This window comes from Serratia marcescens, from assembly GCF_001902635.1.
Classification (GTDB): domain Bacteria; phylum Pseudomonadota; class Gammaproteobacteria; order Enterobacterales; family Enterobacteriaceae; genus Serratia; species Serratia marcescens_F.
The window spans coordinates 1-24,008 of sequence record NZ_MJAO01000042.1 but is presented as its reverse complement, the minus strand read 5'-3'; the positions used below and the strand labels follow the sequence as shown (position 1 = coordinate 24,008).

General features: G+C 58.5%; 18 protein-coding genes, 1 tRNA gene and 1 riboswitch. Of the genes, 11 read left to right on the top strand and 8 right to left on the bottom strand.

Annotation, left to right across the window (positions count from 1 at the left end):
• Positions 1–55: 55 nt before the first annotated feature.
• Positions 56–709, bottom strand: a complete 654-nt coding sequence (gene ribB / locus BHU62_RS23785; protein WP_004937218.1) for a 3,4-dihydroxy-2-butanone-4-phosphate synthase — start codon at positions 707–709, stop codon at positions 56–58.
• Positions 710–818: 109 nt separating this feature from the next.
• Positions 819–979, bottom strand: a riboswitch (FMN riboswitch).
• Positions 980–1,124: 145 nt separating this feature from the next.
• Here ribB and ubiK point away from each other — a divergent pair.
• Positions 1,125–1,400 carry a ubiquinone biosynthesis accessory factor UbiK gene (gene ubiK / locus BHU62_RS23780; protein WP_004937216.1) on the top strand — a complete coding sequence of 92 codons (276 nt, stop codon included), beginning with the start codon at positions 1,125–1,127 and terminating at the stop codon, positions 1,398–1,400.
• A gap of 51 nt (positions 1,401–1,451) precedes the next feature.
• On the opposite strand, the gene hldE is transcribed toward ubiK, so the two are convergent.
• The 3 genes from hldE to BHU62_RS23765 all read right to left on the bottom strand — a co-directional run bounded on the left by hldE (position 1,452) and on the right by BHU62_RS23765 (position 7,149).
• Positions 1,452–2,882, bottom strand: coding sequence for a bifunctional D-glycero-beta-D-manno-heptose-7-phosphate kinase/D-glycero-beta-D-manno-heptose 1-phosphate adenylyltransferase HldE (gene hldE / locus BHU62_RS23775; RefSeq protein ID WP_073534831.1), 1,431 nt, complete (start codon positions 2,880–2,882; stop codon positions 1,452–1,454).
• 77 nt (positions 2,883–2,959) lie between these two features.
• Positions 2,960–5,797, bottom strand: coding sequence for a bifunctional [glutamate--ammonia ligase]-adenylyl-L-tyrosine phosphorylase/[glutamate--ammonia-ligase] adenylyltransferase (glnE, locus tag BHU62_RS23770; protein WP_073534830.1), 2,838 nt, complete (start codon positions 5,795–5,797; stop codon positions 2,960–2,962).
• 44 nt (positions 5,798–5,841) lie between these two features.
• Entirely contained in the window at positions 5,842–7,149 is a 1,308-nt protein-coding gene (locus BHU62_RS23765) for an inorganic triphosphatase (RefSeq protein WP_073534829.1), read from the bottom strand.
• Positions 7,150–7,427: 278 nt separating this feature from the next.
• Here BHU62_RS23765 and BHU62_RS23760 point away from each other — a divergent pair, with 278 nt between their 5' ends.
• Positions 7,428–8,048 carry a TIGR04211 family SH3 domain-containing protein gene (locus tag BHU62_RS23760; RefSeq protein WP_073534828.1) on the top strand — a complete coding sequence of 207 codons (621 nt, stop codon included), beginning with the start codon at positions 7,428–7,430 and terminating at the stop codon, positions 8,046–8,048.
• Positions 8,049–8,170: 122 nt separating this feature from the next.
• The gene (locus tag BHU62_RS23755; RefSeq protein ID WP_073534827.1) at positions 8,171–9,415 is read left to right on the top strand and encodes a multifunctional CCA addition/repair protein; all 1,245 of its coding nucleotides are present in this window, start codon (positions 8,171–8,173) and stop codon (positions 9,413–9,415) included.
• 40 nt (positions 9,416–9,455) lie between these two features.
• Here BHU62_RS23755 and bacA read toward each other — a convergent pair whose 3' ends face one another.
• Positions 9,456–10,280 (bottom strand): undecaprenyl-diphosphate phosphatase, encoded by an 825-nt coding sequence (gene bacA / locus BHU62_RS23750; protein ID WP_073534826.1) that lies wholly within the window; start codon positions 10,278–10,280, stop codon positions 9,456–9,458.
• Between the two features lie 132 nt (positions 10,281–10,412).
• On the bottom strand, positions 10,413–10,772 hold the full coding sequence (gene folB / locus BHU62_RS23745; RefSeq protein WP_073534825.1) for a bifunctional dihydroneopterin aldolase/7,8-dihydroneopterin epimerase: 360 nt from the start codon (positions 10,770–10,772) through the stop codon (positions 10,413–10,415).
• A 107-nt stretch (positions 10,773–10,879) separates the two neighbouring features.
• On the opposite strand from folB, the gene plsY reads away from it, so the two are divergent.
• The 4 genes from plsY (at position 10,880) to BHU62_RS23725 (ending at position 17,639) form a co-directional block, all read left to right on the top strand.
• Positions 10,880–11,530 carry a glycerol-3-phosphate 1-O-acyltransferase PlsY gene (plsY, locus tag BHU62_RS23740; protein WP_139282321.1) on the top strand — a complete coding sequence of 217 codons (651 nt, stop codon included), beginning with the start codon at positions 10,880–10,882 and terminating at the stop codon, positions 11,528–11,530.
• 240 nt (positions 11,531–11,770) lie between these two features.
• The gene (gene fhuA / locus BHU62_RS23735) at positions 11,771–13,972 is read left to right on the top strand and encodes a ferrichrome porin FhuA (protein WP_073534823.1); all 2,202 of its coding nucleotides are present in this window, start codon (positions 11,771–11,773) and stop codon (positions 13,970–13,972) included.
• A 146-nt stretch (positions 13,973–14,118) separates the two neighbouring features.
• Positions 14,119–15,894, top strand: a complete 1,776-nt coding sequence (locus tag BHU62_RS23730; RefSeq protein ID WP_073534822.1) for an ABC transporter ATP-binding protein — start codon at positions 14,119–14,121, stop codon at positions 15,892–15,894.
• Positions 15,895–15,896: 2 nt separating this feature from the next.
• On the top strand, positions 15,897–17,639 hold the full coding sequence (locus tag BHU62_RS23725; RefSeq protein WP_073534821.1) for an ABC transporter ATP-binding protein: 1,743 nt from the start codon (positions 15,897–15,899) through the stop codon (positions 17,637–17,639).
• 83 nt (positions 17,640–17,722) lie between these two features.
• Here the strand turns inward: BHU62_RS23725 and tsaD are convergent, their stop codons facing one another.
• On the bottom strand, positions 17,723–18,736 hold the full coding sequence (tsaD, locus tag BHU62_RS23720) for a tRNA (adenosine(37)-N6)-threonylcarbamoyltransferase complex transferase subunit TsaD (RefSeq protein WP_073534820.1): 1,014 nt from the start codon (positions 18,734–18,736) through the stop codon (positions 17,723–17,725).
• 325 nt (positions 18,737–19,061) lie between these two features.
• Here tsaD and rpsU point away from each other — a divergent pair, with 325 nt between their 5' ends.
• The 3 genes from rpsU to rpoD all read left to right on the top strand — a co-directional run bounded on the left by rpsU (position 19,062) and on the right by rpoD (position 23,161).
• Positions 19,062–19,277, top strand: a complete 216-nt coding sequence (gene rpsU / locus BHU62_RS23715) for a 30S ribosomal protein S21 (protein ID WP_001144069.1) — start codon at positions 19,062–19,064, stop codon at positions 19,275–19,277.
• A 136-nt stretch (positions 19,278–19,413) separates the two neighbouring features.
• Positions 19,414–21,162, top strand: coding sequence for a DNA primase (gene dnaG, locus BHU62_RS23710; protein WP_073534819.1), 1,749 nt, complete (start codon positions 19,414–19,416; stop codon positions 21,160–21,162).
• A 157-nt stretch (positions 21,163–21,319) separates the two neighbouring features.
• A complete protein-coding gene (rpoD, locus tag BHU62_RS23705) occupies positions 21,320–23,161 on the top strand; it encodes an RNA polymerase sigma factor RpoD (protein ID WP_073534818.1) in 1,842 nt (613 codons plus the stop codon).
• Between the two features lie 74 nt (positions 23,162–23,235).
• On the opposite strand, the gene mug is transcribed toward rpoD, so the two are convergent.
• Positions 23,236–23,724 (bottom strand): G/U mismatch-specific DNA glycosylase, encoded by a 489-nt coding sequence (gene mug, locus BHU62_RS23700; RefSeq protein ID WP_073534817.1) that lies wholly within the window; start codon positions 23,722–23,724, stop codon positions 23,236–23,238.
• Positions 23,725–23,870: 146 nt separating this feature from the next.
• On the opposite strand from mug, the gene BHU62_RS23695 reads away from it, so the two are divergent.
• A tRNA-Ile gene (locus tag BHU62_RS23695) sits at positions 23,871–23,946 on the top strand.
• The last annotated feature ends 62 nt before the right edge of the window (positions 23,947–24,008 follow it).

Below are 24,008 nucleotides of genomic sequence, written 5' to 3'. Positions count from 1 at the left end.
TAGCCATAAAAAAAGCCGCGTTACGCGGCTTTTTTTATCGTTGAAAGCGGCTCTATCAGCTGGCTTTCTTTTCGTGCGCCTGACGATAGGCCACCAGATCTTCGATGGTCAGCACCACCATATCGTGCTGTTTGGCGAAGGTGATCACTTCCGGCGCGTGCGCCATGCTGCCATCGTCGTTGGTCAGTTCACACAGCACGCCGGCAGGTTTGAAACCGGCCATGGAGACCAGATCGATGGTCGCTTCGGTGTGGCCGCGACGGCTCAGCACGCCACCCGGCTGCGCGCGCAGCGGGAACACGTGGCCCGGACGGTTCAGATCGCTCGGCTTGGCGCTGTCTGCCACCGCCGCACGAATGGTGGTCAGGCGATCGGAAGCGGAAACCCCGGTGGTCACGCCCTGTGCCGCTTCGATGGTCACGGTGAAGGCGGTCTGGAACTGGCTGGAGTTGTTGGTCACCATCATCGGCAGTTCAAGCTGCTGACGACGTTCTTCGGTGATGCACAGGCACACGATACCGCTGCCGTGGCGGATGGTCAGCGCCATCTGCTCAACGGTCATGGTTTCCGCGGCGAAGATCATGTCACCTTCGTTTTCACGGTTTTCATCATCGAGCACCATCACACCGCGCCCGTTGCGCAGTGCGTCGATCGCGCGTTCAACGCGTTCTGTCGGCGTGCCGAAGTCTGAAAGTAGCGTCTGATTCATGGTAAAAAACCTCATTAAAAATTATGGATTACCAGAACCAGGGCGATCTTGAGGAGTAGCTAGCTATAGCTAAAAAAATAACGCAAGCGGGCTCACGCCCGGCAGGTACCGTTACTCTCTCCCATCCGGACTATAACCGTCGGCCCCGGAATTACACCGGATCTGCTGACCTCTAACCGGCCTATACAGGCTGGCTGAGCGCTCGCGGGCTTTCACCGTAAAAGGTGATTTACCGCCGGTGGGGACTTTCACCCCGCCCTGAGAATAAGCAAGGTGACTATAACGCTAATGGGTAAGCAGGGCAATTGGCAAAAGCACAATTCGGCCGGGCGCGGCGAATGCGGTTAATGGTTTATCCGGCGGGCAACTCGCATTACACTAAGCGGCAGCTATTAAACTCTGAAAGGGATACGCCATGATTGACCCGAAAAAAATCGAACAAATCGCACGCCAGGTTCATGAGTCCATGCCTAAAGGCGTTCGTGAATTCGGGGAAGACGTTGAGAAAAAAATCCGTCAGGTGCTGCAGTCGCAGCTTACCCGCCTGGATTTGGTTAACCGCGAAGAGTTCGACGTGCAGACTCAGGTGCTGTTGCGCACCCGCGAGAAGCTAGCGCTGTTGGAACAGCGCATGGCCGAGCTGGAAAGCAAACTGAGCGCGGCACCGGCCGCCAAACAGGAAGACGAATAATTCCCGCCAAAGGCGCGCACCGCGCGCCTTTGTTCTTTAGGTCGCCCGGCGTTAGCCGCGCCCGTCTTTGATCGCTTTGATGATGTTGGTGGTCGACAGACCGTCTTCAAAGTTCAGCACTTTGACATCACCGCCGTTGGCCCACACTTCCACACTGCCGGCAATCTCTTCCGGTTTGTAGTCGCCGCCTTTCACCAGCAGATCCGGCAGGATGTCGGCGATCAGGCGCTGCGGCGTATCCTCTTCGAACGGCACCACCCAATCCACCGCTTCCAGCGCGCCCAGCACGATCATGCGATTCTCCAGCGCGTTGACCGGGCGTGTTTCCCCTTTCAGGCGCTTGGTCGACGCATCGCTGTTCACCGCCACGATCAGCCGATCGCCCAGCTTGCGGGCATTGGCCAGATAGGAGACGTGGCCGGCATGCAGAATGTCGAAGATACCGTTGGTCATCACCACTTTCTCGCCGCGCTGGCGCGCCTGCGCCACGGCGGTTTTCAACTGCGCTTCGGTCATCACGCCAAAACCGGTTTCGGCGCGGCCGCGCACCGCGTTTTCCAGCTCGATTGGCGACACGGTGGAGGTACCCAGTTTGCCCACCACCACGCCGGCGGCGGCGTTGGCCAAGAAGCAAGACTCTTCCAGCGAATTGCCGGCGGCCAGCGAGGCGGCCAACACGCCGATCACGGTGTCGCCGGCGCCGGTCACATCGAACACTTCCTGCGCCTGGGTCGGCAGGTGCAGCGGTTCAACGCCCGGCTGCAGCAGCGTCATGCCGTGTTCGGAACGGGTGACCAGCAGTGCCGACAGCTCGAAGTCTGCCACCAGCTTCATGCCGCGTTCCACCAGTTCCGCCTCATCCTTGCAGTGGCCCACCACCGCTTCGAATTCGGACAGGTTCGGCGTCAGCAGCGTCGCGCCACGATAGCGCTCGAAATCGGAGCCCTTCGGATCGATCAGTACCGGCACCTTGGCAGCGCGCGCCAGTTGGATCATGCCCTGTACCTGGCTGAGAGCACCCTTGGCGTAATCGGACAGCACCAGCGCGCCGATCTGCGGCAGCGCCTGCTGAATGCGCTCCAGCATCGGCTGCGGATCGACGTTGGAGAAGCCTTCTTCGAAGTCGAGACGGATCAGCTGCTGGTTGCGCGACAGCACGCGCAGCTTGGTGATGGTCGGATGGGTCGGCACCGAGACGAAGTCGCAGCGCACGTTGACTTCATTCAGCTTGGCGCTCAGCGCCCGCGCCGCATCGTCGATGCCGGTCAGGCCCACCAGGCGGGAATTGGCGCCCAGCGAAGCGATGTTCATCGCCACGTTAGCCGCGCCGCCGGGACGCTCTTCGATGGTGTCGACCTTGACCACCGGCACCGGGGCTTCCGGTGAAATGCGGCTGGTCGGCCCATACCAATAGCGATCCAACATGACGTCACCGACCACCAGCACACCGGCGCGGCGAAAATCAGGCAGCGTAACTTTCATCCGATAACTCCAAAAAAGAACAAAATTTTAGTGGCGCAGATATTACCACAGACCGCCGGAATACCCGCAAAAAGGTATCAATCCAGCCATTTGGCCCAGCTGGCGCGCACCTGTTCGCGCTCGGCGGCGAACAGCTCGCTGCCGACCTTGCCGGAATGCTCCTGCAGCGCCAGATGGTGGATCTCGTCACGCATGGTGACGTAGGCCTGGGTCAAGGCGCGCGCCTCCTCTTCCGGCATGATGTCGTAATTGGCCATCAGCTCGAAGATGCGCACGTTGTCCGACCAACGCGTCAGCCGCGGTTCACCCGGCGCATAGCGTAAGACCAGATATTGGGCGATAAATTCGATGTCGGTAATGCCGCCCTCATCGGTTTTGATATCAAACAGATCGCGCTGCTTATTGCCGAGATGGTTGCGCATCTTTTCGCGCATCTCGCGCACTTCGCGCCTGAGGATCTCCGCATCGCGCGTTTTGCACAGGATCTCGCGCCGGATCGCGTCGAACTGCTGATGCAGCGCCGGATCGCCATGCACGATGCGCGCACGCACCAGGGCCTGATGCTCCCAGGTCCAGGCTTCGTTTTGCTGGTAGTCGGCGAACGCCTCAACGGTGCTGACCAGCATTCCTGCGGCGCCGGAAGGGCGCAGGCGGGCGTCCACCTCATACAGAATGCCGGAGGAGGTGCGGGTGCTGAACAGATGCATCACCCGCTGCGCCAGCCGCAGGTAGAACTGGCGGCCGTCGATGCAGCGATCGCCGTCGGTCATCACCTCCGGCGGGCAGTCCAGCAGGAAAACCAGGTCGAGATCGGAACTGTAGCCCAGCTCCCAGCCCCCCAACTTGCCGTAGCCGATCACCGCAAAGCCGCGCCCTTCGCGCTCTTGCAGATGGGTCGGCAGACCGTAGCGCGCCACCATGTCGCTCCAGGCCTGCTGTACCACCGCGTCAATGATCGCCTCTGCCAGATAAGTCAGATGATCGCTCACTTTCATTACCGGCAACGCGCCGGCGATATCCGCGGCGGCGATGCGCAGCTGCTGCGCCTGCTTGAACTGGCGCAGCGCCTCCAGCTTTTGCTCTTCGTCGTCTTCCGGCACCCGCAGCAGGTACTGACGCAGCTCGCTGCGGTAGGCATCCAGCGCCACCGGCTGATACAGCGTGGCCGGATCCAGCAGTTCGTCCAGCAACAGCGGGTAGCGCGACAGCTGGTTGGCGACCATCGGCGAAGCGGCGCACAGGCGGATCAGATGGCTCAGGGCGGCGTGGTACTCCACCAACAGCTCGAGGTAGGTGGTGCGGGTGACGATGCTCAGCAGCAGCTGCGCCAGCCGCACCAGCGCGGTCGGCGCGTCCTGGCGCGGACACACCTCCGCCAGCAACCGAGGCATCAGCTGATCGAGCACGTCGCGGCCACGCGGGCCGATGGTGCGCTTGTCGACGTCGTGACGGAAATCGGCGATGGTGCGCAGCATCTGCCGGCGCCCTTCTTCGTCCAGGTGCGGCGTCAGCGGCGCCAGCTCGCTCTCCTCCAGCGCGTCCTGCCACAGGCTGTGATAGTGTTGGTAGTCGGGATCTTCGCCGACATCCGGGCTATCGTCGCCGATCAGGTCGTCGAACACCGCCCGCACCGCCTGCATATGCGCTTCCAGCGCCGCCATCAACGCCGGCCAATCCGCCAGCCCCATGCCATAGGCCAGCCGCGCCTGGTCGAGCGTATCCTGCGGCAGCGTCTGGGTTTGCTGATCGCCGATCGCCTGCAACAGGTTCTCCAGCCGCCGCAGGAACAGGTAGGCGGCGCTCAGCGCCCGCACCTGCTCGGTCTCCAGCAGCCCCAGCTCGCCCACCGCCTGCAGCGTCGGCAACAGCGAGCGCCCTTGCAGCGCCGGTTCGCGGCCACCGCGGATCAGCTGAAAGACCTGGGTGATAAATTCGATTTCGCGTATGCCGCCGGCACCCAGCTTGATGTTGTCCTTCAGGCCACGCCGCCGCACTTCACGGGCGATCATGCCCTTCATGTTGCGCAGCGACTGGATGACGCTGAAATCGATGTAGCGGCGGAACACAAACGGCCGCAGGGTCTTGCGCAGCTCCTGGCTGTAGGCGTCTTCCGCCCCGCCCATCAGGCGCGCCTTCACCATCGCATAACGCTCCCAGTCGCGCCCCTGCTCCTGATAGTAGTCCTCCAGCGCCGCGAAACTCATCACCAGCGGGCCGCTGTCGCCGAACGGCCGCAGCCGCATGTCCACGCGATAGACGAAGCCGTCGATGGTTTGCTGATCCAGCGCCTTGATCAACCGCTGACCGAGGCGGGTGAAGAACTGGGCGTTGTCCAGCTCGCGCCGTCCGCCCTGGGTCTGGCCGTTTTCCGGGTAGGCGAAGATCAGATCGATATCCGACGAGAAATTCAGCTCGCCGCCGCCCAGCTTGCCCATGCCGAGCACCAGCAACGGCTGCGGTTCGCCTGCGGCGTTGCACGGCGTGCCCCACTCGCGGCAGCAGGTTTGGTATAGCCAGTCGCGCGCGCTGACGATCAGCGTCTCCGCCAACCCGCTGAGTTGCAACAAGGTTTCTTCGGTCGAACACAGCCCTTGCGCTTGTGCCCAGGCGATACGCGCCAGCGTTTCACGGCGAAACAGGCGCAGCGTGCGCATCAGCTGTGCTTCATCGCCCACCTCTTCCAGCTCGTCCTGCAGCCAGGCGGCATAGTGTTGCCACTCGCCGGGCGCCGGCGGTTGTTCGCGCAGCGTCGTCAACCAGGCCGGCTGGGCAAGCAGCGCGTCGCTGACGAAGTCGCTCGACGCCAACACCCACTGCTCCTGCTCGCTGAAGGCGCAGTCCGCGCCGTGAACTTCCTGAAAACGCTGCACAACCTGCTGTGCCTGAGCCTGTAACGCGGCTGAAAGTGGCGACATAGTGTATGACCCGTTCTGCGGCCCGCGCAGGCGGGCCGGCTTGATTAACGAAGCGCGCCGTTTAACCAGAATGGCGCATGCGATAAGGCCTGTTTGCGGCTGGCTTCATACCAACCCTGGCGGCGCTCGCTCAGCGCCGCCTGCAGCTCGCGCCAGGCGTCGATATAAGGCCCGGTCTGCTCGTCGGGGTAGGCGCCCGACAGCAGGATCAGAGCCGAAATCTGGCGCGTCAGGCGCGGCAGTTGTTCCTGATATTCATCCTCATTCAGCGTGCGACTGAAGGCTTCTTTCAGCTCCGAGCCGCTGCGCCCCAGCATGATGTCGCTGAAGCGTTTGAAAGAACCATCCAGCTTGGCCTGCGCTTTGGCGTCGATAAACGGCCGCCAGGCACCGCTCACCAGCCATGATGTGAGCGCTAACTTACATTGCAGGTAAGCGGCGCTGTAGCACAGGTTCTGCGGTTGCGCGGCTTTGTCCGCCAACAGCGGCTCAAGCTCGGTCAGACGAGCGCGCAGATCGGCGCTGGCCTTGCGCGGCACCAGGCCACCGAAGATCACCAGCGCCTGACGGATCAGCCCGACCGCCTCGACCACCGAACGGCGCGCCTGTGCGTCGCCGCGCAGCCACAGCTCCTCATGATACTGCCAGTGGCTGAGCGCCAACTCGAAAGCGGCGATCATCCCTTGCTCAACCGTCGCTTTAGCCGCCGGTTTCAACACGCTCAGCGGTTGGATTTCACGCGGTGGATTGCCCTGCGCCAGGTGATAACCGCGCGCCGCCTTGCTCAAGCTCCCCTGACGCAGCCCGCCGTGCGCCGCCAACTCACCGGCCAAGGCCAGCAGGTCGGCAGTATCGCCTTTCAACAATTCCAGCTCGATCTCGCTCAGCGCTTCATTTAAATCACCGGCACAGACTTCGCCTTGGTCCAGGCCAATCTCGATCTCGCTTTGGCCGTAAGTAACCACCCACTTTTCACGCACGAAATCGGTGCGGAACAGCGGCTGCAATGCCTGCTGCAGCGCCGCGATATCGCAACCCTGCGGCCAGATGTCGGCGGGGAACTGCGCCAGCGCCAGTTGCGGCTCGGCGATCGCGACGTTGTATTCCGGGCGCTGGTGCAGGCCGGCCATCACTTTACCGGCGGTTTTGATGGTCATTTCATAGCGTTCGTCGAAACCGCGAATGCGCAGCCCCATGTCGTGACTGCGCAGGAAATTGTCGGCCGTCTCGAAGTAAATATTGGTCAGCTTTTGCGGCGCGGAATGCTGATGCGGCCAGGCGGCGAGCCATTGTGGCAGGGCGGCTACCGCTTCCGGCGCGGCGATGAATTTCAGTTCTATTTCAACGGTCATAATTCTTAAACACCAATAAGTTACGCATTCACGTCTGTTTCAGCGCGGCGCGCTCGGCCCGCCGTATACTGCCCACTGACGCACAGTTACCGTTATCTTACCGCGATTCCCGGCGCCTTAACCCTGCTAACTGTAGAAAAAACCTGTTACGTTATAAAACGCCGCGCAACTCACAGAATCGGCCACAGTAAGATAGTTCTCATTCCGGTTTTGGCGTTGCGTCGTCAGACTGAACGCTCTACTATCGTTCCATAAATTCACCCAGAAACGATGAACTAATGCAGAAATTACGCCTGATTTGCCTTGCCGTGCTGAGCTTCAGCATCACTTGGGGCGCACATGCCGAAGATAAACGCTATATCTCCGATGAATTGAGCACTTACGTCCACAGCGGCCCAGGTAATCAGTACCGTATTGTCGGCACTCTGAACGCCGGTGAAGAAGTCACCCTGCTGAGCGTAAACGACAGCACCAACTACGGCCAGATCCGCGATCCGAAAGGCCGCACCACCTGGATCCCACTCGATCAGCTCAGCCAGACGCCAAGCCTGCGCACCCGCGTGCCCGAGCTGGAACAGCAGGTGAAAACCCTGACCGACAAGCTGGCCAACATCGATAACACCTGGAACCAGCGTACCTCGGAAATGCAGGAGAAAGTCGCGGGCAGCGACAGCACCATCAGCAGCCTGCAGAAAGAAAACCAGGATCTGAAAAACCAGCTGGTGGTCGCGCAGAAGAAGGTGAATGCCGTTAACCTGCAGCTCGACGACAAACAGCGCACCATTATTCTGCAGTGGTTCATGTACGGCGGCGGCGTCGCCGGCGTCGGTTTACTGCTGGGCCTGCTGTTGCCGCACCTGATCCCGCGTCGCAAGAACAACAACCGCTGGATGAACTGATCTCAGTATCGTTCAGTTTAACGATGGGCGCCTGCGGGCGCCCTTTTCATTGGCGCCGACATCTCGCAGCCAATTCATGTAATCTGATAGACAGAGCCTTACACGATATTCAGGAGTCAACAGTGCAGATTTATCTGGTCGGCGGCGCCGTTCGCGACAGCCTGCTCAATATTCCGGTGGTCGATCATGATTGGGTGGTGGTGGGCGCCACGCCGGCGGAGCTGCTGGCGTTGGGCTATCAGCAGGTCGGCAAAGATTTCCCGGTGTTCCTCAACCCCAACACCCACGAGGAGTACGCGCTGGCGCGCACCGAACGCAAATCCGGCCAGGGGTATACCGGGTTTACCTGCTATGCCGCACCGGACGTAACGCTGGAGGAAGACCTGCTGCGGCGCGATCTGACCATCAACGCCATCGCCCGTTCCGCCGAAGGAGCGCTGATTGACCCTTACCGCGGCGTGGCCGATCTGCAGGCGCGCGTGCTGCGCCACGTTTCCGACGCTTTCGGCGAAGATCCGCTGCGCGTACTGCGCGTGGCGCGCTTCGCCGCCCGCTTCGCCCATTTGGGGTTTCGCATCGCCGACGAAACGCTGGTTTTGATGCGCCAGATGGCGCGCAGCGGTGAACTGGCTGTGCTGACCGCCGAACGCGTGTGGAAGGAAACCGAAAAGGCGCTGCAAAGCCAGAGCCCGCAGGTCTATTTTCAGGTGCTGCGCGACTGCGAGGCGCTGGCGGTGCTGTTCCCGGAGATCGACGCACTGTTCGGCGTACCGGCCCCCGCCAAGTGGCACCCAGAGATCGACACCGGCGTACATACGCTGATGGCGCTGGCGATCGCCGCCCGCCTCACGCCTGACGTAGACGTGCGCTTCGCCACCCTGTGTCATGACCTCGGTAAGGGTTTGACGCCGAAGGAATTCTGGCCGCATCACCACGGCCATGGCCCGGCAGGCGTGCGGCTGGTAGACGCGCTGTGCCAGCGGCTGCGGGTGCCCAACCCGGTGCGCGATCTGAGCAAGCTGGTGGCCGAGTACCATGATTTGATCCACACCGTGAACAAGCTGCGGCCAGAGACCCTGCTGAAGCTGTTTGACGCCATCGACGTGTGGCGCAAACCGCAGCGGTTGCAGCAGATGATCCTGGCCAGCGAAGCGGACGCGCGCGGCCGTACCGGCTTTGAGGATAATCCTTATCCACAGGGCGACTATCTGCGCCAGGCGTATCAGGTGGCAAACGCGGTGTCGATCAAAGAGGTGGTGGCCAGCGGGCTACAGGGCACCGCGATCCGCGATGAGCTCAAACGCCGCCGCCAGCAGGCGCTGGCCGACTGGAAACTCAGCCAAACCCTTCTTAACGATCAGGCATAAAAAAACCCCGCAAAGCGGGGTTTTTTCTTGGCGTTTAGGCTTACAGGAACACCATGTAAACCGCGGCCGCCACGATAAAGCGGTAGATGGCGAACGGCACGAACGAGATGCGTTTGATCAGGGACAGGAAGGTCTTGATCGCAATCAGCGCCACCACGAAGGCGGTGACGAAACCGACGGCAAACATCGGCAGATCGCCCCACGTCAGGAAGTGCAGGCTCTTGTACAGATCCAGGCCGCTGGCACCGATCATCATCGGCACCGCCAGGATGAAGGAGAACTCGGACGCCGCGTAACGGTTCACGCCCACCAGCATGCCGCCGGCGATGGTGGAACCTGAACGGGAGAAGCCCGGCCACAGCGCCAGACACTGGAAGCAGCCGATCATGAACGCCTGGCGGTAAGTGATGTCATCCAGCCCTTCCGCACTCGGTTTCTTCGGCTTCAGCCATTCCGCCGCCAGCAGCAGCAGGCCGCCGACCACCAACGCGTACATCACGTTTTTCGGCGCAAACAGCGATTTGATGAAATCATGGAAGGCCAGGCCCAGCACCACCGCCGGGATCATCGCCAGCAGGATGTGCCCCAGCTTCAGCTGGCCGCCGGTTTTGCCTTCATGCTCCACCGGCTTGCCGCCGAAATGAATGCCGATCAGGCCAAACAGCCGGCGCCAGAACATCACGACTACGGCCAGGATCGACCCCAGTTGGATGATGACTTCAAAAGTTTTGGCTTTGTCGCCGGTAAAGCCCAGCCACTCGCCGACGATGATCATATGCCCGGTGGAGGAAACCGGCAGAAATTCGGTTACCCCCTCGACAACCCCAAGAACAAACGCAATAAACAGTGAATGCATGTCTGCCATGTGCTTCGCTCACCCCATAAAATAACGGCTATCACATAAAAAAGCGGCAGTGCTTAAAGACAATGCCGCTGAAACAATTCTCAGGATTAAGACCAGCTTAACGGTCTTTCGTTGCAAGCAGATGACATAAAATCATGCGGGACGAGCGCCGCGCTCAATGATCACGCCGACCCGATTGGCATGTGCTACAGCGCCCGGTTTGCTGACCTTAATACGGACCCACGGGGAATTGAAGCGCTGAAGCAAAATTTCAGATATTTCCTCTGCCACTCGCTCCACCAGCGCGAAACGGTTCGACTCCACGTGCTGGATCACGGCGTCGCTGACGTCGGCATAGCTCAGACAGTCATTGACATCGTCGCTGGCGGCAGCGGCCCGGTTATCCCAGCCCATTTCGATATCGAACACCAGCTTCTGACGAATGCCCTGTTCCCACTCATAAACGCCAATGGTGGTAATTACGGTAAGCTCTTCAATAAATACGATATCCATCACGTCATTCTCTGTTTTTGGCCTTGCCGGATACCACTTCCAGCGGAATGTGCGTATTATCCATAGATGTTGCGAGTAAAACGACCATTATTAAACGGAACCGCGTTATGAGTGCTACCGCGCTTGGCATGATTATCTTCGCGTATCTGTGCGGCTCGATTTCCAGCGCGATCCTGGTTTGCCGGATCGCCAGGCTGCCGGATCCGCGTGAACATGGCTCAGGAAATCCCGGGGCGACCAACGTCCTGCGCATCGGCGGCCGGCTGGCGGCGGCGGCGGTGCTGGTGTTCGATATTCTGAAAGGGATGTTGCCGGTCTGGCTGGCCTACAAACTCGATGTGCCGCCGCTGTACCTCGGCCTGACGGCGATCGCCGCCTGCCTGGGGCACATCTATCCGGTGTTCTTCCACTTCCGCGGCGGTAAAGGCGTGGCGACGGCGTTTGGCGCCATCGCGCCTATCGGCTGGGATTTGACCGGCCTGATGACCGGCACCTGGCTGCTGACGGTGCTGCTCAGCGGCTACTCTTCGCTCGGCGCCATCGTCAGCGCGCTGATCGCGCCGTTCTACGTCTGGTGGTTCAAACCGCAGTTCACCTTCCCGGTAGCGATGCTCTCCTGCCTGATCCTGATGCGGCATCACGATAACATCCAGCGCCTGTGGCGTGGCCAGGAAGGCAAGATTTGGGGCAAGTTCCGCAAGAAGAAACCCGATGTGGCCGAACCGGACGAGAAAGCCGACCAAAAGAAACACCCCTGAACGATACGGCGATGCCAATCCGTCATCGCCAATAGCACCATCCTCACGGTCGGAGCCTCCCCCTTTCCTACTCCGGCCCCTTTCCCGTCTGCCCCTCCTCGCCAGAGCGCCGTTCCGGCCGAGATAACGCACTTGGCGGCACTATCGAAAACGCATGAATTGCACAAAGCGACAATCGATAACAATTATCATTGCAAGAATACAAGCATTATCATTTATAAATAATGGACTCTCCATGCAATGTCGATGAATACAAACTCGCCCCTAATAAAAAGAAACCCTAATATTCTGATTTTGCTGGCGGGAATATGTACCAGTTCTCTGAGTTATGCGGCAGCAGAAAATGAAGACGTCATTACCGTGACGGGTGAGGGTAATAGCGTGGAGGAAGCGATAGGCTCTAACGGCACTTACGCCGTGAAAAGCAGCGCAACAGCAACCAAAACCAGTACCCCGCTGATAAAAACCCCACAATCTATTTCCGTCATTACGGAAGAAGAACTGCAAACTCGTCGCCCCGATAGCATCAAGAATGCACTGAACCAAACACCGGGCATAATGACAGGAAACAACGGTAGCTCATCCCTATTTGATAGTGTGATGATCCGTGGTTTCAATGACGTCAGCCAAAATATTTACCTGGATGGTTTGAAACTCCAGGGTGACATGTATGCCGACAGTAAAGTTGACCCGTATTTTTTACAGCGGATAGAGGCGCTTCGTGGTCCAGCCTCTGTGCTGTATGGCAAAAGCAACCCGGGTGGCGTCATTGCCGCCATCAGTAAACGTCCGCAGCGGCAACCACTGCATGAGGTTCAATTACAGGCGGGAAATCATCATGAATGGAAAACCCAATTTGATTTCAGCGACGCCATTGATGATGAGCAGACGTTGGCTTACCGCTTAGTCGGTAATTATTTTACCTCGCACAGCCAACAAAATGGTGAACGCGAAAAACGCTACGCCATCGCCCCCTCATTACTCTGGCAACCTTCGGAGCGCACATCAATATTATTCCAGCTCTCGATGCAAAACGAACCGCGCACCGGTTATTACGGTTGGCTGCCGCGCATTGGCACACTCACGTCCGGCGCCTTTGGCAAGCTGTCCCCCTCATTCAACGAAGGCGAGGCAAGTTATAACCGTTTCTCCCGTCAGCAGCGCATGGTGGGCTATCAACTCGATCATGCTCTCAATGACAACTGGTCACTCCATCAAGCGGTGCGTTATCAACACACCAAGATTAACTGGCGCAGCATTTACGGCAATGGCCTTTGCACTCCTTGGTCATGTAAAGGAATTGCCCAGCAGTATTTAGACACCACATTATCCCGTGCCGCGATCGCCAATGATGAGACGCTACACGGCCTCGTCAGCGACACCCGGTTGGAAGGAAAACTCAACGCTGGTGCCTGGCGCCACACGCTCTTGCTAGGGATTGACTATTCGCAGTTGCGCAATGATATACAAAATAAAATGGGGACTGCCGCGCCGCTGAATTTACTGATGCCGCAGTATGGCAATCAGAGTGTGAACTATTTTAGCGATACGCACACCCTCAACAAAAATCATCAGTCAGGGGTATATCTTCAGGATCAGGCTGAATGGAAAAATTGGATATTCACACTAGGCGGACGCTTTGATCACAGCGTCGTCAAAAGCCGTAGCGACAGTAATATCACCCGGGAAAGCACCTCCACTCGTACTAGTGATGATGAGTTCACCTGGCGCAGCGGCATAAATTATGTCTCTGAAAACGGGCTGTCACCTTATTTCAGCTACAGTGAGTCCTTTGAACCCAACAGCGGCGTAACTCGCACGGGAAACGTGTTCAAACCCTCCTCTGGCAAACAGTATGAAGCGGGGATAAAATTTATTCCTGACAACCGCCCTATTTCCGCCTCTATCGCCGCATTTCAATTAACCAAAAGTAATAACTTGCGGCGTGATGCCATCAATCCTAATTACAATGTGCAAGAGGGCAAAATCAGATCGCGAGGCATTGAGATTGAAGGTAAAGCCGCATTAACCTATAACCTGAATATGCTCGCTAGCTATACCTATACCGATACGGAATTCCGCGACAATACCGAGCACAATGGAAAGACGCCGGCCATGGTGCCAAAACATATGGCCAGCCTGTGGGCTGATTACACCGTCAATCAAGGCGTCATGAATGGGCTGAGCATCGGTGCAGGCTCACGTTATATCTCCAGCACGCCAGGCGATGATGAGAATAGCTTCAAAGTGCCAAGCCACGCTGTTTTTGATAGCGCAATTAAATACCAGATTAATGACCTCCCCGGATTAGAAAGCGCAGAGATTGCGTTGAACGTAAACAATCTATTTAACAAACACTATGTTTCATCATGTTTTACCGGCAATACCTGCTCTTGGGGCGCCGAGCGTCAAATTCTTACAACGCTAACGCTTCACTGGTAATCAGCAACGCATTTTATTTTCACACCCGCATTGAATTATTTTCCGCGTAATTTTGATGGTACGCAATACAGGCGGTGAATTTACCGCTTATTCCTTCTTGACCCGCTACAGGCCAAGATCCCTTTTATATTCCTTTGGGAGTTTTTATGAGTCGCGATCAAACTGGGGCAAAAAAACCTGGCCCTATTGGAAGACTGCTGCGGCCTATACGTGGAAGTCTCATTATCGCCGCCCTCTTGGCGGCGATCGGCACCGTATTTACGCTGGTGCCATTGGCAGGCATCGCCCATATTGCGGTGATTGTTTTAGACCATCGGGCAGCCGGCGCTTTACCGCCGCAAAACGGACTGGGGGACAATGTCTTTTGGTGCCTGATCAGCCTGTTCCTCGGCCTGGCGATCGTCACCGTCGCCGAAGTGCTCGCACACCTGGCCGATAACCGCATCACCCACCGCCTGCGGCTGACGACAGCCCGACGGCTGGCGCAAGTACCGCTGGGTTGGTTCAGCAATCGCGCGTCAGGCGAAGTCAAACAGGCTATGCAGGACGATATCGGCACGCTGCACGATCTCACCGCCCACTTTTTCACTACCCTTGGACGCACCATCGGCGCCATGTTGATTTCAGTTATCTACATGTTCGTGATGGACTGGCGCATGGCCATCGTCTCGATCATTCCCTTTGTCCTGTTCTTCGTCATTTTCGGCGCAGCCCAAAAAGCGGCGGCGCCGCATATGGGCGAATTCGTCAAAGGGTTAGGCCGCATTAATAACGCCATCGCCGAATTCGTTAACGGCATTCCGGTGATCAAAACCTTCAGCGGTGGCAGCAAAGCCCACGGCAGTTACCGTGAGGCCATCTCCTCCTTTACCCAAATCTTCACGCACGCCATGAGCCCGGTCGTCAAGACGGTCGCGTTAGCCAATGCCATCGTCGCTCCGGTGACCGTGCTCGGCGTGGTGTTGGTCTTTGGCACCTTGTTCGTGGCGCTGGGCTGGCTCACGCCAGTTAACGTCTTGCCGTTCGCCCTGATCGCACCGGGCATTTCCGCCCCGTTGCTGTTGATGGGCTTTATTACCCACGGCCTGCGCAACGCGACCGGCGCGGCGGAACGCATCCAGGCACTGCTGGATACGCCTTTGTTAACGCAAACAAAACAGCAGACGCCGCCGCAGGATGCCGAGATCCGCTTCGAACACGTCGGGTATGGCTACCACGACGAAAACCGCGTGCTCTCCGATATCAACCTCCGTTTGCAACCCGGCAGCGTCACCGCCATCGTCGGCGCATCCGGTGCGGGCAAATCGACGCTGGCACGTTTGCTGCTGCGTTTCTTTGATCCCAGCGAAGGCCGCATCACACTCGGCGGCGTCGATCTGCGGCAGTTGGACAGCGCCACGCTTTATCGGCATGTCGGCTTCGTATTGCAGGAAGTGCAGCTCATCCACGCCAGCCTGCGCGATAACATTGCGCTTGGCCGCCCGAACGCCAGCATGCAAGAAATCGAGGCCGCCGCCAAAGCCGCCAATATCCACGAACATATTCTCAGTTTGCCGCGCGGTTACGATGCCGTGTTCGGTGAAGATGCGAAGCTCTCCGGCGGGGAACAGCAGCGCGTCAGCATCGCTCGCGCGGTGTTGTTAAATCCGCCGATTTTAGTGCTCGACGAAGCCACCGCCGCCGCTGATGCAGAAAATGAATACCTCATCCAGGAAGCGCTGTCCGCTTTTGCCAAGGAACGCACGCTGATGGTGATAGCCCACCGGCTAGACACCATCATGCACGCCGATCGCATCATCGTCCTTGAAGAAGGTCAGATTCGCGAACAAGGCAGCCACACCGAGTTGCTGGCCGGCCAAGGTCGCTACGCCAAGCTCTGGGCAGCAGGCGGCTACGCAAACACTCTGAGTCAGGAGGGCTAATCATGTTAAAAACATTTATGCGGTTGCTAGGCAATGATGCAGCCATATTCCGTCGTTATATCGCCATGGCTGTTCTGTATGGCATCTGTTGCGGTTTGACGGTGGCCACCCTGGCGCCGATTGTCAGCCATCTACTGCAAGAAGAGCTGGTCTCAGCCGCCGGTTGGCTGGCGGTGCTTTTCGTCGGTGTGTTACTGAGTTGGCTGTTGCGCAAGCGCGTCGATTTTTCCGGGATGAACGTGGGATCCTCGCTATTGTTGACCGCGCGTCAGCGTATTGGCGATCATGTCGCCACCCTCCCTATCGGGTGGTTTACCCCCGCTAACACCGCCCGGCTCAGCCACGTCGTTTCACAAGGGATGATGGAAGTGGCGCAACTCCCCGCGCATTTGTTTACCCCGATCATCAGCGGGCTGGTAACGCCGGTGGTGCTGGTGGTGACGCTTTGCCTGCTGCAGTGGCAGATGGGATTGCTCGCGTTGGCGGCTTTGCCGCCGATCGCCGGTATCTTCATGCTGTCGGCTCGCCTCGGTGCACAGGCCGACGAGGCCTTCCATCAGGCCTCCGCCCACACCAGCCAACGAATGGTGGAGTTTGCCCAAGCGCAGTCGGTTCTGCGCGCCTTTAACGGCGAAAATGGCGGCACCCGCTTCCTGGAACAGGCCATAGATAGACAATATCAGTCAGGGAAACGACTTATTTACATCTCCACGGCGTCGGTCGTGCTCAACTCTTGGGCGGTGCAATTAACTTTTGCTGCACTGTTCATCACCGCAGCCACCCTGCTCAACCCCATGCTGGGCAATCCCGCGGCCATCGGCAGTGCGCTCGGCACCGTGATCGCGTTGATGCTGGTTAGCCGCTTCATCGACCCATTGCTGGACGTCGCCGGCTACGCCGAAGCCCTGCGCAGTGCGCGCGGTCAGCTGGATGCCGTCAATGATATTCTGGCCGTTGAACCTTTGCCGGAAACCTACACGGCGCAACAGCCGCACGACGGCTCATTAGACGTCCGCAACGTTTCGTTCCGCTATGCGCCGGAACAAGCGCCGGTATTGCAGGGGATCAATTTTAAAACGGCGCCGGGAACCATGACCGCACTGGTTGGCGCATCCGGTTCAGGCAAAACCAGCTTGATACGTCTGATCGCTCGTTTCTTTGATGTCACTGAGGGCGCCATCATGATTGGCGGCGCAGACATACGCCAGATCCCCTCGAAGCAATTGACGGATCAGATCAGCCAAATTTTCCAAAATACTTATCTGTTCCAGGGCAGCATTGCCGACAATATTCGCCTCGGCAAACCGTCGGCGAGCGAAGCGGAACTGATGATGGCCATCAAACTGGCCGGCGCAGCGGAAATCCTTCAGCGGCTGCCGCAAGGGCTCGACACGCAGGTAGGTGAAGGCGGCGCCCGGCTCTCCGGCGGGGAACGCCAGCGCATTTCTATCGCCCGCGCGCTCCTGAAAGACGCCCCGATTTTGTTGGTCGATGAAGCCACCGCCGCCCTGGATCCTGAAAACCAGGCGATCATCGCCGATACCCTCGCCCGCTTGCGCGGTAAGAAAACGCTGATCGTCATCGCTCACCAGCTGTCGACCATCGCTATGGCCGACCAAATCCTGGTGCTGGAGAACGGAGAGATCGCGGAACGCGGCACCCATGCTCAACTCGACGCTTTGGGGGGCCGATACGCGCATTTTCTTACACAACGCCAGCGCACCAAAGGGTGGCGCATCGCCTGATGCCACTGCATTTCCAGCCTGAAAAAACAGCAGGCTCCCATTCAGGGAGCCTGCTGCACAAGATGCTGGAAACCATACTTGATTTATACCGCAGGCAGTTCCGCCAGCGGCCAGCGCGGCCGCACCGAAACGCTCAGTTCCGGGCTGGCGCCGCTCTTCAGACGCACCATGCCGGCATAGGCGATCATCGCGCCGTTGTCGGTGCAAAATTCCGGGCGGGCATAGAACACTTCCCCGCCGCGTTTGTGCATCATCTCCGCCAGTTTGGCGCGCAGCGTGCGGTTGGCGCTCACGCCGCCGGCCATTACCAGACGTTTGAAACCGGTCTGCTCCAGCGCGCGTTTGCATTTGATTGCCAGCGTATCCACCACCGCATCCTCGAAGGCGCGGGCAATATCGGCACGCGTCTGATCGTCGTTGCCGTTGGAGCGAATGGTGTTGGCGGCGAAGGTTTTCAGGCCGGAGAAGCTGAAGTCCAGCCCCGGGCGATCGGTCATCGGCCGCGGGAAAGTGAAACGCCCCGCAGTGCCCTGCTGCGCCATCTTCGACAGCATCGGGCCACCAGGATAATCCAGGCCGAGCAGCTTGGCGGTTTTGTCGAACGCTTCGCCGGCGGCATCGTCGATCGACTCGCCCAGCAGTTCATACTTACCGATGCCGGTAACGCTGATCAGCTGAGTATGGCCGCCGGAGACCAGCAGCGCGACGAACGGAAACGCCGGCGGATTATCTTCCAGCATCGGCGCCAGCAGGTGGCCTTCCATATGGTGCACCGGCACCGCCGGCACGTTCCAGGCGAAAGCCAACGCGCGCCCCACGGTAGCGCCGACCAGCAGCGCCCCCACCAGGCCCGGCCCGGCGGTGTAGGCCACGCCGTCGATATCGGCCGGGGTCAGGTTGGCCTCTTTCAGCGCCGCCTGAATCAGCGGCACGGTTTTGCGCACGTGATCGCGGGAGGCCAGTTCAGGCACCACGCCGCCGTAGTCGGCGTGCAGCTTCACCTGGCTGTATAATTGGTTGGCCAACAAACCGGTTTGATCGTCATACACTGCAATTCCGGTTTCATCGCAGGACGTTTCTATACCCAGTACTCGCATTACATTTCCCATCATTCACGTGCGGCCGCCAGTCTACCACATTCCGCCGCATTTACCGCCGGCGCCGCGCATCTTGTCACCGGCTCGCACCTATGTCGATGATTCACCCAGAGAATGCCCATCCGATTAAACACGAGCATTTTTTTCTGATTAGTCTATAATCAGCGCCCGGTGCAAAATTGCGCACGTTGCGGCAGAGCGACGCGGGTTTCAATTTGCTGTGGTGCTTTACAAAGCAGCATCCATTGGAGTAAAATTCCGCACCATTTTGAAAAGGCTGGCGCTTGGCCAGCAGCAAACCGAATTTTATTGAGGTGAGAGGCACATGCCGGTAATTAAAGTACGTGAAAACGAGCCATTTGACGTTGCTCTGCGTCGTTTCAAACGCTCTTGCGAAAAAGCGGGTGTTTTAGCTGAAGTTCGTCGTCGTGAGTTTTATGAAAAACCAACTACCGAACGTAAACGCGCTAAAGCTTCTGCTGTGAAACGTCACGCGAAGAAACTGGCTCGCGAAAACGCACGCCGCACTCGTCTGTATTAATTCTTCGGGGGCAACCCCACCGCGTGAATTTCTGATTTTCAAAATCGCGCAGACCGAGTAGTTGCATACGAAGGCCGTGCTTTCCGAAAGGAATGCGCGGCTTGTTCTCGTTTATAGGCTAATGAAGTAAGGGCTTATGGCTGGACGAATTCCGCGCGTATTTATCAATGACTTGCTGGCTCGCACCGACATCGTCGATCTGATCGACGCCCGCGTGAAGCTCAAGAAGCAAGGCAAGAACTACCACGCGTGCTGTCCGTTCCACCACGAAAAGACGCCTTCATTTACCGTTAATGGCGAAAAACAGTTTTATCACTGTTTTGGGTGTGGTGCGCACGGCAACGCCGTCGACTTTTTGATGAATTACGACCGACTCGAGTTTGTCGAAACCATCGAAGAGCTGGCGACCATGCACGGGCTGGAAGTGCCTTACGAAGCGGGCACCGGGCCGACCCAGATCGAACGCCATCAGCGCCAGAGCCTGTACCAACTGATGGAACAGCTCAGCGCGTTCTATCAACAGTCACTGCAGCAGTCCTCCGGGGCGCCGGCGCGCAACTATTTGCAACAGCGCGGGTTAAGTGACGACGTTATTCGCCATTTCGCCATCGGCTTTGCGCCGGCGGGATGGGACAACGCCCTGAAGCGTTTCGGCCGCGACGCCGACTCGCGCCGCGCATTGAACGATGCCGGCATGCTGGTGACTAACGATCAGGGGCGTTCGTACGACCGTTTCCGCGAACGGGTAATGTTCCCCATCCGCGACAAGCGCGGGCGCGTGATCGCCTTCGGCGGCCGCGTATTGGGCGACGGCATGCCGAAGTACCTTAACTCGCCGGAAACCGAAGTTTTCCATAAAGGCCGCCAGCTGTATGGCCTGTATGAAGCACAGCAGAACCACCCTACCCTGCAACGGCTGCTGGTAGTGGAAGGCTATATGGACGTGGTGGCGTTGGCGCAATTCGGCATCGATTATGCCGTCGCCTCGCTCGGCACCTCGACAACGGCGGAACACATTCAGCTGCTGTTCCGCGCCACCGACAACGTTGTCTGCTGTTACGACGGCGACCGCGCCGGCCGCGAAGCGGCCTGGCGGGCGCTGGAAACCGCGCTGCCGTACCTGAACGACGGGCGCCAGCTGCGGTTCATGTTTTTGCCCGACGGCGAAGACCCGGACACCCTGGTGCGCAAGGAAGGCAAAGACGCCTTCGAACGGCGAATGGAACAGGCACAGCCGCTGTCCACTTTCCTGTTCGAAAGCCTGCTGCCGCAGGTGGATCTGAGCAGCCCGGACGGGCGCGCCAAACTGAGCACGCTGGCGCTGCCGCTGATTACTCAGGTGCCGGGCGAAACGTTGCGCTTGTACTTGCGCCAGGAGCTTGGCAACAAGCTGGGGCTGCTGGACGACAGCCAGCTCGACAAGCTGATGCCCAAGCAGGCTGAAAATGCGAATCCTTATCAGGCACCACAGCTAAAACGCACAACCATGCGTATACTGATAGGGTTACTGGTGCAAAATCCGCAGTTGGCTACACTTATCCCTTCGCTGGAAGGGTTAGAGCAGACCAAACAGGCGGGATTGCCGCTGTTCGTCGAACTGGTGCAAACCTGTTTGGCGCAGCCGGGCCTGACGACCGGGCAATTGCTGGAGCTGTATCGCGACAACAAATTCAGCCAGCAGCTTGAAACCTTGGCGACCTGGAACCATATGATCGTTGAGGACAGGGTCGAACAGACCTTTTTGGATACGTTGGCCAGCCTGTACGACTCGGTGCTCGAGCAACGGCTGGAAACGCTGATCGCCCAGGCCAGAACGCACGGCCTGAGCCCGGAGGAACGTGAAGAAGTCCGTTCTCTCAACCAGGTTTTAGCGAAGAAAAACTGAATACCAAACGGCTTAAGTGCCGATAATTGCGAGGGCATAGCCCTGCACAGTGCCGCCATAGTGGGCCGCGGCGATAACGAAAACGCCCCAAATGCTATTGTTGGCGGTTTCGCCGACCGACACCAACCTAAATACTCTGAAGTGTGGATACCGTCTTATGGAGCAAAACCCGCAGTCACAGCTGAAGCTACTTGTCACCCGTGGTAAGGAGCAAGGCTATCTGACCTATGCTGAGGTCAATGACCATCTGCCGGAAGATATCGTCGACTCCGATCAGATCGAAGACATCATCCAGATGATTAACGACATGGGCATCCAGGTGATGGAAGAAGCACCGGACGCCGATGACCTGCTGCTCGCCGAAAACTCGAACAGCACGGACGAAGATGCGGAAGAAGCCGCCGCACAGGTTCTGTCCAGCGTGGAATCCGAAATCGGCCGCACCACCGACCCAGTGCGCATGTACATGCGCGAAATGGGTACCGTCGAACTGCTGACGCGCGAAGGCGAGATCGACATCGCCAAGCGCATCGAAGACGGCATCAACCAGGTGCAGTGCTCGGTTGCCGAATACCCGGAAGCCATCACCTACTTGCTGGAGCAGTACGATCGCGTCGAAGCGGGCGAAGCGCGTCTGTCCGATCTGATCACCGGCTTCGTCGACCCGAATGCGGAAGAGGACATCGCCCCAACCGCGACCCACATCGGTTCTGAACTGTCGAGCGAAGAGCAAGACGACGACGAAGACGACGAAGACGCCGAAGACGACGATACCGAAGACGACAACAGCATCGATCCTGAGCTGGCGCGTCAGAAGTTCGCCGAGCTGCGCGAGCAGTACGAAGCGACCCGTCAGGTGATCAAGAAGAACGGCCGCAGCCACGCCAGCGCCGCGGACGAGATCCTGAAGCTGTCTGAAGTGTTCAAGCAGTTCCGCCTGGTGCCGAAACAGTTCGACTTCCTGGTTAACAGCATGCGCACCATGATGGACCGCGTTCGCACCCAGGAACGCATCATCATGAAGCTGTGCGTTGAACAGTGCAAAATGCCGAAGAAAAACTTCGTCACCCTGTTCGCCGGCAACGAAACCAGCGATTCCTGGTTCGAAGCCGCACTGGCGATGGCCAAGCCATGGTCGGAAAAGCTGAAAGACGTTGCTGAAGACGTGCAGCGCAGCCTGCAGAAACTGCGTCAGATCGAAGAAGAAACCGGCCTGACCATCGAGCAGGTCAAAGACATCAACCGTCGCATGTCGATCGGTGAAGCGAAAGCCCGCCGCGCGAAGAAAGAGATGGTTGAGGCCAACCTGCGTCTGGTTATTTCTATCGCCAAGAAATACACCAACCGCGGCCTGCAGTTCCTGGATCTGATCCAGGAAGGCAACATCGGCCTGATGAAAGCGGTAGACAAGTTCGAATACCGCCGCGGCTACAAGTTCTCGACGTACGCCACCTGGTGGATCCGTCAGGCTATTACCCGCTCCATCGCCGACCAGGCGCGCACCATCCGTATTCCGGTGCATATGATTGAGACCATCAACAAGCTCAACCGTATTTCGCGCCAGATGCTGCAAGAGATGGGCCGCGAGCCGACGCCGGAAGAGCTGGCCGAGCGCATGCTGATGCCGGAAGACAAGATCCGCAAGGTGCTGAAGATCGCCAAAGAGCCAATCTCGATGGAAACGCCGATCGGCGACGACGAAGATTCGCATCTGGGCGACTTCATCGAGGACACCACCCTCGAGCTGCCGCTGGACTCCGCGACCTCGGAAAGCCTGCGTTCTGCCACCCACGACGTGCTGGCTGGCCTGACCGCTCGCGAAGCGAAAGTGCTGCGCATGCGTTTCGGCATCGACATGAACACCGATCACACGCTGGAAGAGGTAGGCAAGCAGTTTGACGTTACCCGTGAGCGTATTCGTCAGATCGAAGCCAAGGCGCTGCGCAAGCTGCGTCACCCAAGCCGCTCCGAAGTGCTGCGCAGCTTCCTGGACGACTAAGTCCGGCTGCCGCGCCGAAAACAAAAACCCCGGCCCGCCGGGGTTTTTTTATGCCTGGAAAACGCCTCGCCGCTTCATTGCAGCGCCAGAAACAGCTCGCGATAGCTGGCGGTAAGCTGCTCCAGCGTGGCGCGGTTCAATCCGCTGGGGTTGGGCAATACCCAAACCTCGGTTTCCCCCAGCATCAGCGCCTGCTTGCCCCAGGGCGCGTTTTTCACCCCAAAGGCGGTAGTGAACGCCTGCTTGCCTAAAATCGCCAGCGCGCGCGGCTGATAGCGCAGGATTTTCTCTTGCAGCACCTCGCCGCCGCTGCGCAGCTCGTCGCGCGTCAGCTCGCTGGCCGCCACCGTCGGGCGCGCCACCAGCGCGGTAATGCCACAGCCGTTATCCTCCAGCTGCTGCCAGTGCTCCGGCGCCAGCTGGCTCTCGGTAAAGCCGGCCTGATGAATCACCTTCCAGAAGCGATTGCTGCCGTTGGCGAAAGGGTAGCCCTGATGGGCGGAAGAAAGGCCGGGGTTGATGCCGCAAAACACCACCTGCAGGTTGGGCGCCAGAAGTTCCATGAGTGTCGATAGTCCATTTCAGGGATTTACTGCGGTTATCGCAAAATCCGCCAGTAATTACAACAGGCTAGAACTGTGCAGAAAAGCAACATACGGGCGGGTAACAGTAGACCGCCGCTTAAGGATTCCCTATAATCTCGCGGCTTGGCCCCTTAGCTCAGTGGTTAGAGCAGGCGACTCATAATCGCTTGGTCGTTGGTTCAAGCCCAACAGGGGCCACCAAATTTTTGCTTTAAAATCATATAAAAAAGCCACTTTTCTCGAAGTGGCTTTTTTATTTCTTG

Coding starts and splice junctions, on each gene's coding strand:
- ribB (WP_004937218.1), bottom strand. CDS start 709: ATGAATCAGACGCTACTTTCAGACTTCGGCACGCCGACAGAACGCGTT.
- ubiK (WP_004937216.1), top strand. CDS start 1,125: ATGATTGACCCGAAAAAAATCGAACAAATCGCACGCCAGGTTCATGAG.
- hldE (WP_073534831.1), bottom strand. CDS start 2,882: ATGAAAGTTACGCTGCCTGATTTTCGCCGCGCCGGTGTGCTGGTGGTC.
- glnE (WP_073534830.1), bottom strand. CDS start 5,797: ATGTCGCCACTTTCAGCCGCGTTACAGGCTCAGGCACAGCAGGTTGTG.
- BHU62_RS23765 (WP_073534829.1), bottom strand. CDS start 7,149: ATGACCGTTGAAATAGAACTGAAATTCATCGCCGCGCCGGAAGCGGTA.
- BHU62_RS23760 (WP_073534828.1), top strand. CDS start 7,428: ATGCAGAAATTACGCCTGATTTGCCTTGCCGTGCTGAGCTTCAGCATC.
- bacA (WP_073534826.1), bottom strand. CDS start 10,280: ATGGCAGACATGCATTCACTGTTTATTGCGTTTGTTCTTGGGGTTGTC.
- folB (WP_073534825.1), bottom strand. CDS start 10,772: ATGGATATCGTATTTATTGAAGAGCTTACCGTAATTACCACCATTGGC.
- plsY (WP_139282321.1), top strand. CDS start 10,880: ATGAGTGCTACCGCGCTTGGCATGATTATCTTCGCGTATCTGTGCGGC.
- fhuA (WP_073534823.1), top strand. CDS start 11,771: ATGTCGATGAATACAAACTCGCCCCTAATAAAAAGAAACCCTAATATT.
- BHU62_RS23730 (WP_073534822.1), top strand. CDS start 14,119: ATGAGTCGCGATCAAACTGGGGCAAAAAAACCTGGCCCTATTGGAAGA.
- BHU62_RS23725 (WP_073534821.1), top strand. CDS start 15,897: ATGTTAAAAACATTTATGCGGTTGCTAGGCAATGATGCAGCCATATTC.
- tsaD (WP_073534820.1), bottom strand. CDS start 18,736: ATGCGAGTACTGGGTATAGAAACGTCCTGCGATGAAACCGGAATTGCA.
- rpsU (WP_001144069.1), top strand. CDS start 19,062: ATGCCGGTAATTAAAGTACGTGAAAACGAGCCATTTGACGTTGCTCTG.
- dnaG (WP_073534819.1), top strand. CDS start 19,414: ATGGCTGGACGAATTCCGCGCGTATTTATCAATGACTTGCTGGCTCGC.
- rpoD (WP_073534818.1), top strand. CDS start 21,320: ATGGAGCAAAACCCGCAGTCACAGCTGAAGCTACTTGTCACCCGTGGT.
- mug (WP_073534817.1), bottom strand. CDS start 23,724: ATGGAACTTCTGGCGCCCAACCTGCAGGTGGTGTTTTGCGGCATCAAC.